The sequence below is a fragment of the Myxococcota bacterium genome (assembly GCA_035498015.1).
GTDB lineage: Bacteria > Myxococcota_A > UBA9160 > SZUA-336 > SZUA-336 > VGRW01.
In genome coordinates, this window is record DATKAO010000010.1 from 1 (window position 1) to 12,057 (window position 12,057).

At 69.5% G+C, this 12,057-nt stretch carries 12 protein-coding genes; 8 read left to right on the plus strand and 4 right to left on the minus strand.

Features of this window, described 5'->3' with window-relative positions; all coding sequences use genetic code 11:
• The 3 genes from VMR86_00695 to VMR86_00705 all read left to right on the plus strand — a co-directional run.
• Window positions 1-999, plus strand: a 999-nt coding sequence (locus tag VMR86_00695; protein HTO05550.1) for a hypothetical protein, incomplete at its 5' end; no start/stop codon positions are given.
• 48 nt (window positions 1,000-1,047) lie between these two features.
• Window positions 1,048-2,091, plus strand: a complete 1,044-nt coding sequence (locus VMR86_00700) for an aromatic ring-hydroxylating dioxygenase subunit alpha (protein HTO05551.1) — start codon at window positions 1,048-1,050, stop codon at window positions 2,089-2,091.
• Between the two features lie 60 nt (window positions 2,092-2,151).
• On the plus strand, window positions 2,152-3,606 hold the full coding sequence (locus VMR86_00705; GenBank protein HTO05552.1) for an NAD(P)/FAD-dependent oxidoreductase: 1,455 nt from the start codon (window positions 2,152-2,154) through the stop codon (window positions 3,604-3,606).
• A 2-nt stretch (window positions 3,607-3,608) separates the two neighbouring features.
• Here the strand turns inward: VMR86_00705 and VMR86_00710 are convergent, their stop codons facing one another.
• The 3 genes from VMR86_00710 to VMR86_00720 all read right to left on the minus strand — a co-directional run bounded on the left by VMR86_00710 (window position 3,609) and on the right by VMR86_00720 (window position 6,796).
• A complete protein-coding gene (locus tag VMR86_00710; GenBank protein HTO05553.1) occupies window positions 3,609-4,256 on the minus strand; it encodes an rRNA adenine N(6)-methyltransferase family protein in 648 nt (215 codons plus the stop codon).
• 33 nt (window positions 4,257-4,289) lie between these two features.
• Window positions 4,290-5,087 carry a DUF3313 family protein gene (locus VMR86_00715; GenBank protein HTO05554.1) on the minus strand — a complete coding sequence of 266 codons (798 nt, stop codon included), beginning with the start codon at window positions 5,085-5,087 and terminating at the stop codon, window positions 4,290-4,292.
• Between the two features lie 95 nt (window positions 5,088-5,182).
• Window positions 5,183-6,796: an acyl-CoA synthetase gene (locus VMR86_00720; protein HTO05555.1), complete on the minus strand. Its 1,614-nt coding sequence runs from the start codon at window positions 6,794-6,796 to the stop codon at window positions 5,183-5,185.
• A 146-nt stretch (window positions 6,797-6,942) separates the two neighbouring features.
• On the opposite strand from VMR86_00720, the gene VMR86_00725 reads away from it, so the two are divergent.
• The 3 genes from VMR86_00725 (at window position 6,943) to VMR86_00735 (ending at window position 8,344) form a co-directional block, all read left to right on the plus strand.
• Window positions 6,943-7,437, plus strand: coding sequence for a Spy/CpxP family protein refolding chaperone (locus VMR86_00725; GenBank protein ID HTO05556.1), 495 nt, complete (start codon window positions 6,943-6,945; stop codon window positions 7,435-7,437).
• Window positions 7,438-7,560: 123 nt separating this feature from the next.
• Complete coding sequence (locus tag VMR86_00730) at window positions 7,561-7,980, plus strand: hypothetical protein (GenBank protein HTO05557.1); 420 nt, start codon at window positions 7,561-7,563, stop codon at window positions 7,978-7,980.
• Window positions 7,981-8,014: 34 nt separating this feature from the next.
• The gene (locus VMR86_00735; protein HTO05558.1) at window positions 8,015-8,344 is read left to right on the plus strand and encodes an EthD domain-containing protein; all 330 of its coding nucleotides are present in this window, start codon (window positions 8,015-8,017) and stop codon (window positions 8,342-8,344) included.
• 42 nt (window positions 8,345-8,386) lie between these two features.
• Here VMR86_00735 and VMR86_00740 read toward each other — a convergent pair whose 3' ends face one another.
• Window positions 8,387-9,220 (minus strand): SDR family NAD(P)-dependent oxidoreductase, encoded by an 834-nt coding sequence (locus VMR86_00740; protein HTO05559.1) that lies wholly within the window; start codon window positions 9,218-9,220, stop codon window positions 8,387-8,389.
• 20 nt (window positions 9,221-9,240) lie between these two features.
• On the opposite strand from VMR86_00740, the gene VMR86_00745 reads away from it, so the two are divergent.
• Together VMR86_00745 and VMR86_00750 are read left to right on the plus strand one after the other, a co-directional pair.
• Window positions 9,241-10,485 (plus strand): MFS transporter, encoded by a 1,245-nt coding sequence (locus VMR86_00745; GenBank protein HTO05560.1) that lies wholly within the window; start codon window positions 9,241-9,243, stop codon window positions 10,483-10,485.
• 54 nt (window positions 10,486-10,539) lie between these two features.
• The coding region (locus VMR86_00750) for a phospholipase D-like domain-containing protein (GenBank protein HTO05561.1) at window positions 10,540-12,057 on the plus strand (1,518 nt) is incomplete at its 3' end.

Sequence of the window (12,057 nt, forward strand, 5' to 3'; positions counted from 1 at the left end):
GGGGGCATTGCGCCGGCGTTTGCGCAGTCACTCAGCGACCAGCTCGGGATCGAGGTTCGCGCCAGCGAGCCCCTGAGCGCCGGTGACTTGAGCCCGTTCCCCGGAACTCAGCAGTACGCGGCCGAGGATGTGATCGCGCGCGCCCGCGTGGTGGGTGAGCGCTTCCCGAACCGGAGGCCGCGCTCGATCGTGATTGCGTTGACCGAGTTCGACATCAACACGCGCGCGCGCGCCACGCGGTTCGTGTTCGCGCAGACCGACGGCGCCGCGCACGCGGCGGTGCTCTCGCTGGCGCGGCTCGTCTACGACGCGAAGACCGGGCAGAAGGCCACGCCGGCGCTGGTCGACACGCGCGTCGACAAGATGTTGAGGCGCATCATCGGCGAGCAGCTGTTCGGCTACGCGCACACGTCGGACATTCACGACGTGATGTACTCGCCCATCAACTCACTCGACGACCTCGACACCATGGGATCGGAGTACCTGTCTCGCACCCCGGGCTCGGCAGGCGGCAGCCGCAAGCTCCCGCCGCCGCCCGCCGGCTACACCTGGCGCGAGATCAACGAGCTGCACGCCGCGGTGCTGGTGCCGACCGGCTGGTTCTTCAAGTCGGAGCGCGGCGAAGGCGTGTTCGCTGCGTTCGTGACGAAGGAGGAGATCGGAACGAGCGGCTACGAGACCGGTGTCTCGATCAACGCCTACGTCGGGAACAGCACGGCGCCGGGGAAGCTCGGCATGATGCTGCGGGAGATGGCGGCGAAGAACTCGGCCAAGGTGACTTCGGGCCAGCAGGGCGTGTTCGCCACCGAGACCTGCGAGTTCGACTCGCCCCGCGAAGGCGGCGTGGAGCCCGTGCACATGTTCGTGGTGGGCATCGTGAATACGCGCACGAGCGCGTCCTATCTGATCACGCTGGAGAGCCCGGCGAGTCACTGGGACGCGGCTTCGAAGCAGGTCCAGCCGGTGCTCGAGAAGCTCGCGTTGGACCCGCGGCTGTGAGCGGAGCCGCCCCGGGCGCCGCCGCGCGACGCGTGGCATGATGGCGCCATGACGGGCCGCTTCTCGACCGCGCGCGTGCTCGACGCCTGGTATGCGGCGTGCCGCAGCGACGACCTGCACGACCGGCCGATCGCGCGCACGATCTTCGACGTGCCCACGGTCCTGTTTCGCGACTCACTCGGGCGAGCGGGCGCGCTGGTCGACCGCTGCGCGCACCGCAACGCGCCGCTCTCGCTGGGCGCGGTCGACGGCGAGGGCCGGCTCGCTTGCCCCTACCACGGCTGGCGCTTCGACGGTGAGGGCCGCTGCCGGCTCGTGCCCGGCCTGGTGGAGCGCGACTCGGAAGCGGGCCGCTCGGTTCCGGCGTTCGCGGTGCGTGAGCAGGACGGCTTCGTGTGGCTGTGGGCGCGCGAGGCTGCCGAGCCCGTGGGCGCGCCGCCGCGCATTCCGTGCTGCGACGACCCCGCGTATCTCGTGGTGGTGCGCGAGTACGACGTGGAGTGCACGCTGCACGCGGCGCTCGAGAACGCGCTCGACGTGCCCCACACCGCCTTCGTGCACCGCGGCGACTTCCGCGGCAAGGGCGAGCGCGAGATCGAGGCGGTGCGCCGGCGCATTCCCAACGGCATCGAGGTGGAATACGTGGGCGAGCCGCCGCTCTCGGGCGCGACTCACGACCCGGACGGCCGGCCGATCGTGTCGGAGCACTGGGACCGCTTCTTCCTGCCCTCGCTGGCGCAGGTCGAATACCGCACCTCGACCGGCCGCCACCTGATCAACACGCTGCCCCACACACCGGTGAGCGACTTTCGCACGCGTTTCTGGCTGGTTTCGTGCTGGAACGTGCCGCCCGCCAAGCGCGGCGAGATGGGTCCCGTGATCGAGAAACAGCTCGACGTGATCCTGGGCCAGGACGTCGAGATCCTGCGCGCGCAGACTCGCCGCATTCGCGAGCTGGGCGGTGAGTCGTTCCGCTCGACCCCGCTCGACCTCATGGGCCCCGAAATGCTGCGCATGCTGCGCGCCGCCGAGAAGGGCGAGCCCGCAGACACGGCGCCCATCGAGCGCACCGTGAAGCTGCGCGTGTTCTGAGCCATGGCGCGAGCGAGATCCGGCGTTCGCTCGAAGTTCGTCTCGCCCTAGGAGGTCTACGTGAAGAACGATCGCCCCCTCCGCTTCGCCATCGTGGGCGCCGGCATGTCCGGCATTCTCGCGGCCATCCGGCTGCGCGAGGCCGGATACGACGACTTCGTGGTGTTCGAGAAGGCCGAGAAGCTCGGCGGGACCTGGCGCGAGAACACGTATCCCGGGATCGCGTGTGACGTGCCGTCTCACTTGTACAGCTACTCGTTCGAGCCCAACCCCGGCTGGAGTCACCATTACTCGCCCGGGAACGAGATCTACGCCTACTTCGAGGGCGTGGCGCGCAAGTACGGCGTGTTCGAGCGGATCCGCTTCGGCTCGGAAGTGACTCGCATGGATTGGCGCGACGGGCGCTGGCAGCTCGAGCTGCGCGGGGGCGCGCGCGACGTGGCCGACGTGGTGATCGCCGCGACCGGCGTGCTGCACCACCCCAACGTGCCCGAGTTCCCGGGGCTCGACTCGTTCCAAGGGAGCTGGTTCCACAGCGCGCGCTGGAATCACTCGGTGGCGCTCGACGGCAAGCGCGTGGGCGTGATCGGTACGGGCTCGACCGCCGTGCAGATCACCTCGGCGCTCGTTTCGCGCGCAGCGAAGTTCTCGCTCTTCCAGCGCACGGCGCAGTGGGTGCTCGCGCAGGTGAACCCTGCCTACAGCGACGAGGAGCGGCGCGAGTTCGCGCGCGATCCGAACTCGCTCACTACCCTGCGCACGAACATGTCGCAGCTCTTCAGCGAGACGTTCTCGAACGCGGTGGTCGACGCCAACTCGCCGCAGATCCACATGATCGAAGAGCAGTGCCGGCTGAACCTCGAGTCGAACGTGAGCGATCCGGTGCTGCGCGAGAAGCTGCGCCCCAGCTACCGCGCGGCGTGCAAGCGGCTCGTGATCTCACCGGACTTCTACCAGGCGATCCAGCGGCCCAACGCCGAGCTCGTGACTTCCGCGATCGAGCGCATCGAGCCCAAGGGCGTGCGCACCAAGGACGGGAAGCTCCACGAGCTCGACGTGCTGGTGCTCGCGACCGGCTTCCGCGCCGACCGCTTCATGCGGCCCACGCGCATCTTCGGCCGCGGCGGGCGGGCGCTCGACGACGTGTGGGCGGCCCGGCCGAGCGCGTACCTCTCGATCTCGGTGCCGGGCTTCCCGAACCTGTTCATGCTGAACGGCCCGAACGGGCCGGTCGGCAACTTCTCGCTGATCGAGGTGGCCGAGCTGCAGATGACTTACATCCTGCAGCTTGTGGGGCGCTTGCGCCCGGGCGGCGCGCTGGCGCCGTCGGCCGACGTGGCCGAGGCGTTCGAGGCGGCGCGCACGCAGGCCGCGAAGGGCGCCATCTGGAGCACCGGCTGCAAGAGCTGGTATCTCGACGACCGCGGCGTGCCGGCGAGCTGGCCCTGGACCTTCGACCGCTTCCGCCAGGAGATGGCACGGCCCAACCCCGAAGCCTGGGAGAGTGCCCCCTAGGGTCACTCGCGGAACGGCCACTGCTTGCGCAGGAACTTGCCGTAGGCGCGCACCGCCCCCAGCGGCAGCAGCGCCGGGTCCCGGCGAGTCACCGTGAGCAGGCCGGCGTCGATCCTGGGCTCGGGCCGGAAGGCGTGCGCGGGAATGCGCCGGCCGAGCCGGAAGCGCCACCACGGCGCCCAGGTTGCCGAGAGCAGGGTCGCGGGCGGTGACTCGGCGCGCTTGCGCGCAACCTCCCACTGCAGCACGAGATCCGCGCGCACGAGCGGCGTGCGCGGGTCGTCGAACAGCCGGCGCAGGATCTCGGTAGTGACTCCGAACGGCAGCGAGCCGATCACGCGGAACGGCGCATCGGGCCAGCGCCAGCGCAGGAAGTCGGCCTCGACCACGCGCACCGATCCCGCCCAGCCGCGCAAAAGCTCGCGCAGCCTGCCGACCCATTCCGGGTCGCGCTCGACGGCAGTCACTTCGAGCCCGCGGCGGGCGAGCGGCAGCGTCAGCGCGCCCGCGCCCGCACCGATCTCCACGACCCGGTCTCCCGGGCGGAAGTCACAACCGGCGACCAGCGCCTCGGCGACGTCAGGTCGAAGGAAGTTCTGGCCGAAGCGACGCCGTCGCTCGGCTCTTTGCGCCCGCTGTCCCGCGGGCACGGCGCAGAACCATGCAAGTCATGGGCGGGGAAGCTACCACGGCATGAAGGTGAAGAGCGAGTCGTGGGCGGGCTGGTAGCCGGGCGGTTCGTTCGCCATCTGCACCAGCGCGTCGGCCCAGGCGTCCATGGTCTCGTGCGCGTTCGCGTACCAGGTGAGCGAGCGCAGGTCGATCACGCGCATCTTGCCCGTCTCGCGGTCGGCGAACATGGCGATCACCTTGCCGGTGCCCCCGTCGCGCACGTCGCCTTCCATGGCGATCGAGCCGCGCGCCACGAACGCGGTGAGCGTGGCCACGGGTATGCCGTACTCGAGCGGCGCGGCCCACGCGCCCAGCCCGATCGCGCCGAGCACGGCCTTGTTCGGCACGAGCTCGACCAGCGCGAGCTCGAGCACGGCCGTATCTGCGTCGACCTCACTCGGATCGTCGAGCACCTCGAAGCGTTTCCGCGGATCGTCGCGGAACGCGTCCTCGACGCGCTCGCGCAGCTCTTGCGCCTGGCGTTCGCGGTCGTGCGGCACTGCCGGATAGCGGATGTTCAGCTTGTCCCACAGGCTGTCGTCGACCACGTGACTCGTGTCGACCGGCGCCACGTAGAGCTTGGTGAACCGGTTCCAGTCGCGCGCGTGCGAGACCCACATGCGGTCGAACGCCGTGCGGTCCGGATTGGGAGTCATGCGCTCGGGCTTGGGCAGAAAGCCGGCGTCGGGCGCGGGATCGGCCGCGAGCACCTGCCACTCCGCGCGCTGAATGCTCGCGCACGCGCCGAGCGAGAGCGCCAGAACCATGACTGCGGCCCGCGTGAGCACCACGCAAGGGCGGCGAAGCAAGCCACGTGCCTCATCCGCGCGCGCGCCGGAACAGCCCAATTCGACCGGTTTGGACCCTTCCACAAAGCTCCGACTTCACGGAGCCGCGGCAGGTTTCAGCCGGCTGCGCGGGTCGCCACGTCCTTCGCCCAGCGGTAGTCGGGCTTGCCCGAGGGCGAGCGTTCGACCTTCGTGACCAGGTGGAGCTCGCGCGGGATCTTGTAGCCCGCGATCTTGGTCCGACAGTGACTCTGCACGCTCTCGAGCGTAGGCGTGCAGCCGGGGCGCGGCTCGACCACCGCAGCCACGCGCGAGCCGAAGCGCGGGTCGGGCACGCCCACGACCACGGCGTCGAAACACTCGGGGTGTGACTTGACCGCGGCTTCGACTTCTTCGGGGAAGATCTTCTCGCCGCCCGAGTTGATCGAGACCGAGCCGCGGCCCAGCAGTGTGAGGGTGCCGTCGGCCTCGATGGTCGCGAAGTCACCGGGGATCGACCAGCGTTTGCCGCGCCGGTCGACCACGAACACCTCGGCCGACTTCACCGGGTCCTTGTAGTAGCCGATCGGCACGTTGCCGCCGCGCGCGACCTTGCCGATCACGCCGCTCCCGGGAGTCACGGGCTCGAGATTTTCGTCGAGCACCGTCGTGTCTGCGCCTTTGCGAATCGTCGGCCCACCGCCCTTCATGGCGGTGTTTCCCTTCTGCACGAAGGCCACGCCGTTCGCCCCGCCCTCCGACGAGCCCACCGCGTCGGTCATGATCAGGTTCGGGAAGAGCCGGAAGAACTCGTCTTTCACGCTGGGCGAGAACACGGCGGCCGTGCTCGAGACCGCGGCCAGCGAAGACAGGTCGTACTTCGCGCCGGGCTCCTGCAGCGCTTCCGCGAGCGGCCGGCCCATGGCGTCGCCCGTGATCATGATCGCGTTCACGCGCTCCTGCTCGACCAGGCGCCACACGGCCTTGGGATCGAACTTCGAGATCAGCACGGTCTTCCGGCCCACGAAGCTGCCGCCCATGACTCCCCACTGAGTCGCGCCGTGCATGAGCGGCGCGATCGGGAACATGGTCTGCGTGCCGGCGCGGCCGCGCTCGGCCATGTCTTCCGGCTTCTGCGCCTTCTGGCCCGTGAGCACGTCGATGCCGCCGCCCAGAGTCATGAGCACGTCTTCGTGGCGCCAGACGACGCCTTTGGGCATGCCGGTGGTGCCGCCCGTGTAGAGAATGTAGCGGTCGTCGGCGGAGCGCTTCTCGAAGTCGCGCGCGGGAGAGCCGGCGGCCAGCGCCTGCTCGAAGTCGTACGAGCCGAGCTTCGAGGCGTCGGCGCCGCTGCCGTCTTCGATCACCAGCGAGAAGCGCAGGCCCGGCAGCGCGTCGCGCGCGCCCAGGATGCGCGGCGCGAACTCGCGCTGGTAGATCAGCCCCACCAGGTCCGAGTTGCCGAACAGGTAGCGCAGCTCGTCTTCCACGTAGCGGTAGTTGATGTTGATCCAGACCGCGCGGATCTTGAAGATCGCCCAGAGTGACTCGACCCACTCGACCGAGTTGTAGGCGTAGATGCCCACGTGCTCGCCGGGCCGGACCCCCTGCGCGAGCAGGAAGTGCGCGAGGCGGTTCGCGCGCGCCTCCATCTGCGCGAACGTGCGCCGCTGCCCTTCCGCCACCAGATACTCGCGCTCGGGATAGACGTCGGCCGCGTGCTCGAACAGGTCGGCGAGATTGAACTCCATGGGTGCAGCTTATCGCGTGCAGCAACGCCGTGTCTTCGCTGCGTTGACGCGCTCGGGTGTCGGCGCCACGCTTTAGTTGCGCGAGGCATGACGCCCGCGCGTTGAGCCCCGCGGGGCGCGAATGCCCCCGCGAGGAGGAGTTGCACATGCACCGACATCATCACTGGTCCCGGCGCCGCGGTGGCTGCTGGGAGTTCTCGCCCGCGCACGCGTGGGCCGGCGCCGGCAGCGGCGACGAGGAGTCGCGGGGAGCCGAGTTCTACTTCTCGGTGGGCCGCGGCGACGACGAGTTCGGCTCGTCGGGCCTCGGCGTGCGCCGCCCGCTGCGCTTCCTGACCTGGAAGCTCGATCTCACCGGCGATCAGGTCGCCGCGGTGGCGCGCATTCTCGAGCGCCTGAAGATCGAGCGCGCGCAGGCCGAGGTCGAGCAACGCAGAAGTGCGGCGGCGATCGCGGACGCGATCGCGGCCGACACGTTCGACGCCGCGGCGGCCTCGGTCGCAACCGACCACCGCGCGACGTCGGCCAAGAGCGTGCAGGCCGCCGTCTCGCGCGCGCTGGGCGAGCTGCACGCGGCCCTCGAGCCCGAGCAGCGCAAGCGCCTGGCCATGCTGATCCGCACGCGGGCGATCACGATCTAGCCCGAACGCCGGCCCGGACGATCTCCCGAATGGGATCGTCCGGGCCTCTTCGTCTCACCGTGACTGCGGCCCCGGGCTTATACTGGCCGTATGTCTTCTTCATGGCTGACTCTCATCTGCGTGGTGACGGTCCCGCTCGCGTTCGCCGGCAATTCCCATGCGGGTGCATTCGGCACCCCGTTCAAGATGGACGTGTGCCCCGCGGGTCCCCCGACCGACGACATGGTTCCGCCGGGCACCACGTGGTTCCGAAACGCGGGCACCAAGCCGTGCATCAAGCTGTGTGATTCAGCGGCGGCACAATGCCGCGCCCTCGCGAAGCGTGATCTGTCGTGCGACCTGTCCTGGGCCGGGACCGAGCTGAAGTTCTCGAAGGCGGGCTGCGCAGTCACCGCGAGCAACTCCGCCGAGCTGAAGGCGTGCAACTCCGCCGCGGCGGCCGAGCACGAAGCCCTGGTGGGCGATTTCAAGGCCAACCTCTCGGCCGCACTGACCGGTTGCGACAGCTGGAAGGCGACTTGCGAGGCCAGCTGCACTCCTTGAGCGCCGCTCGGGCTCATGCGGGTACCATGAGCGCATGACGTACAAGATGATCTTCGGTGCCAAGCGCCGGCCCGGCATGTCGCGCGCGGACTTCGGGCGTTACTGGACCACGGTGCACGCTTCGAAGGCGAAGCGCGTGCCCGGAATCATGCGCTACGTGATCAACCTGGCGCCCGACATCGGCGACTCGGGCGACGAGCAGCCCTACGATGGCTTTGCAGAAGTCTGGTTCGCGAGCGAGGAAGACATGCGCAAATCGGCGCAGTCACCCGAAGTACAGGTCGTGCTCGACGACGAGAAGAATCTCTTCGACCTTCCGACGCGCTTCACGGTCGTGGTGACCGAGCACGTGATGATCGAGTGACTGCCGCGGCGCTGAGCGCGGCCAGCGCGAGCGCGAGCCGCGCTAGCTGCACTCGAGCTCCCACACGTTGAACGCCGCATCGAGCCGCGACGCGCGCCGCTTCAGGATCTCGCGCTGCTCGGGGTGGGTCAGGATGTAGAGCTCGCGCCGCTCGACCGCGCGCACCACGCGCAGCGCGAGCTCGCGCGGCTGGACCGTGCCGCCCACCAGCGGCGGCGCGCCGCCGCCGGTCTGGGCAATGTCGCTGCCCGCCGGATTTCGCAGCGCCGCGGGGCGCATGCGCAACGAGTTCGCGTTGATGTTGGTGGCGACCATCATCGGACACAGCACCGATGCGCCGATGCCGTGGTCGCGCAGCTCCACGAAGAGTGACTCCGTGAGTCCCACGACCGCGAACTTCGACGCGCAGTACACGCCGAGCCAGCGCATGCCCACCAGCCCCGCCATCGACGCGGTGTTGATCACGTGTCCGCCTTGGTTCTGCGCGATCAGCCGCGGCACGAAGGCCTGCACGCCGTTCACCACGCCCCAGAAGTTCACGCTCATGGTGAACTCCCAGTCCTTGCGGGTGGACTTCGCGATCGGGCCGAAGGTCGCGATGCCGGCGTTGTTGCACACGATGTGAGCGGCGCCGAAGCGGCGCAGCGTGGCTTCGGCCAGCGCTTCCACGCTCTCGGGCTTCGACACATCGGTGTGTACCCCGATGACCTGCGCGCCCGACTTCTCGAGCTCGCGCACCGCGCCCGCGAGCGCCGGCTCGTCGAGGTCGGCCAGCACGATCTTCGCGCCCCGCTCCGCGAACGCCTTCGCCATGGCCGCGCCGATGCCGCCCGCCCCGCCCGTGATCACCGCCACGCGATCTTGGAATGGATCCATGGGGCGCATCATACTGCGCCATGCGCGACCGCTACGAGCTGCCCCCGTCCGTTCCGGCGCGCGCGGGCACGTTCGCGGCGCTCGGCACGCGCGACTTCCGCGTGCTGTGGTCGGGCACCTGGGCGTCTTACATACCGTTCTTCATGTCGAACGTGGTGAACGGCGTGGTCGCGTTCCAGCTCACGCACGTGAACCGCGGCTTCGGCGCGGTGATGCTGGGGCAGGGGCTCGCGATGGCCGTGCTCGCGCCGTTCGGCGGCGCGGGGGCGGACCGCTGGCCCAAGCGCCGGCTGCTCGCGGCGTCGCAGACCTGCGGCGCGGCGGTGTTCGGCAGCTTCGCGGTGCTGCTCGCGCTGCACTCACTCACCATCCTGGCGATGGCGCTGGGCGTGTTCGTGCTCGGCGTGGCGGTCTCGTTCCTCGGCCCCGCACGCCAGGCGCTGGCCGCGGAGCTCGTGGTGCCGGAGCTGCGCGGAAACGCAGTGGCGCTGAACCAGATCCCACTCACCGGCTCGCAGCTCCTGGGGCCCGCGATCGCGGGGCTCTTGCTCAACTCACCTTTCGGCGCCGTGGGCGCGTACGCGCTGATGAGCGCGCTGTATGCGATCGCTGCGCTGTCACTCTTCTGGCTGCCGAAGTCGCTGGTGCGCGCGAACGCCGGCGACAGTCACCTGTTCGCAGACCTGGTCGAGGGTCTGGAGTACGTGTGGGCGCACCGACGGCTGCGGCTCTTGGTCTCGTTCTTCGTGTGCGTGATCGTCGCGGGCTTCTCCTACGTGACCATGCTCGCGGGCCTGGTCGAGCACGCGTTCGAACGCGGCGCGCAGGCAGGCGTGCCGCCACTCACCTTCACGAGCGCGCTCGGCGGGCTGGTGATCAGCCTGATCACCGCGCGCATGGCGGGCGGCGTGCGCGTGTTGCCGCTGTTCCTGACCATGCCCTTCGTGTTCGCCGCCGGGCTGCTGTGCCTGGGCGCCGCCCCGAGTTACTCCGCCGCGGTCGCGGCGATGCTTCTGGTCGGGATCGGCTTCGGCGGCTTCCAGACGCTGAACTCCGCCGTGATCGTGCAGAACACCGAGCCCGCCTACTTCGGCCGGGTGTTCTCGCTCTCCATGCTCGCCTTCGCGGGCGTCTCGCTGATGGGCCTGCCGGTCGCCGCGTTCGCGGACGCCGTCGGCGAGCGCACGACGCTCGCGGTGCTGTCCGCTGCGGTCGTGGCGATCTCGCTCGGCATCGGAGCGATGCTGCGTCGAACTCACTCTTGAGCTTCCCAGCCGTTGGACGCCCCGGCTGGCCCGCATCTTGCGGCCGATCTTGGCGTGATCCGCTTCGCTCTCTGCTCGCTGGTGGGCGCGCTGGCGCTCGGCTGCGCGAGCCTCCCCCACCTGCACGTGCCCGAAGTCACCGCTCGTCAGGCGCAGCCGCGCGTGCAAACCGCAGACGGGCCGCTTTCGCCCGCGCAGAGCGTGGCCCTGCTCGAACGCCAGGACAGGCCCGACGAGCCCACCCTGCTCGAGCGCCAGGTCACCGCCATGCAGGCCATCGGCGAGAAGCCGTGGGCAGCCGGCAATCGCGTGCAGCTCTTGGTCGACGGGCCCGCCAGCTACCGGGTGATCTTTCGCGAGGTCGCGCGGGCGCGCCGGAACGTGAATCTCGAGAGCTACATCGTGGAGGGCGAGCAGGTCGGCGAGCGCCTGGGCCGCCTGTTGATGCGCAAGCAGTCACAGGGCGTGCAGGTGAATCTTCTGTACGACGCCGTCGGGTCACTCGGCACTTCGTCGCAGTTCTTCGAGCGGCTGCGCGCGGCCGGGGTCCACGTGTGCGAGTTCAATCCCGTGCTGCCGACTCATGGCCGCATCGGCGATCCGAACCAACGCGACCACCGCAAGCAGATGATCATCGACGGGCGCGTCGCGATCAGCGGCGGGATCAACATCAGCGACGTGTACTCGAGCGGCTCCGCCGGGCATCGCGAAGAGACGCCCAACCTGAAGACCGGCTGGCGAGACACGAACATCGCGGTGCGCGGTCCGGCGGTCGCGCAGTACCAGGAGCTGTTCCTGGAGAGCTGGCGCAAGCAGGGCTGCGTTCCGCTCGACGACGCCGAGTATCTCCCCAAGCCTCTGACCGCCGGCAACAAGCTCGTGACGGTGGTGGGCAGCAGCTCGGACGAGCAGCGCCGGATGTATCTCATCCTGCTCGCGGCGATTCGCGAATCGCGCCAGAACGTGTTCGTGACCATGGCCTACTTCGTGCCCGACGAGAAGATCCGGCACGCGCTCGAGAGTGCGGCGCGCCGCGGTGTGGACGTGGAGCTCGTGCTGCCGGGGTTCAGTGACTCCTGGGTGGTGCTCGAGGCCGGCCGCTCCTACTACACCGAGCTGCTCGACGCCGGCGTGCACATCCGCGAAGTGCACGGCGCGTTCCTGCACGCGAAGACCGCCGTCATCGACGACGTGTGGTCGACCGTCGGCTCCTCGAACCTGGACTTGCGCAGCCTGCTCTACAACGACGAGCTCAACACGATCGTGCTCGGCGAGGACTTCGGCCGCTCGCGACGGCGCTGTTCGAACAGGACCTGCAGCAAGCCACGATCGTCGATCCCGTCGGCTGGCACCAGCGCGGGATCGAGCCGCGCGCCAAGGAGTGGCTGGCGCGTCTGGTCGCGCCCTGGCTGTGAGTCGGCCCTACTTGGTCGCGAAGCGCGCGCGCACGCGCGGAATCACTTCACGCGCGAAGCGCTCCAGGTTCCCGTGGGTGCGCTCCGGCAGGATTCCGGGCGGGGCGGCCCAGCCCACGAGGTCGGTGACTCCGAACTTCTGCACGAACTCGACGAC

Coding starts and splice junctions, on each gene's coding strand:
- VMR86_00735 (HTO05558.1), top strand. CDS start 8,015: ATGACGTACAAGATGATCTTCGGTGCCAAGCGCCGGCCCGGCATGTCG.
- VMR86_00740 (HTO05559.1), bottom strand. CDS start 9,220: ATGGATCCATTCCAAGATCGCGTGGCGGTGATCACGGGCGGGGCGGGC.
- VMR86_00700 (HTO05551.1), top strand. CDS start 1,048: ATGACGGGCCGCTTCTCGACCGCGCGCGTGCTCGACGCCTGGTATGCG.
- VMR86_00745 (HTO05560.1), top strand. CDS start 9,241: ATGCGCGACCGCTACGAGCTGCCCCCGTCCGTTCCGGCGCGCGCGGGC.
- VMR86_00720 (HTO05555.1), bottom strand. CDS start 6,796: ATGGAGTTCAATCTCGCCGACCTGTTCGAGCACGCGGCCGACGTCTAT.
- VMR86_00725 (HTO05556.1), top strand. CDS start 6,943: ATGCACCGACATCATCACTGGTCCCGGCGCCGCGGTGGCTGCTGGGAG.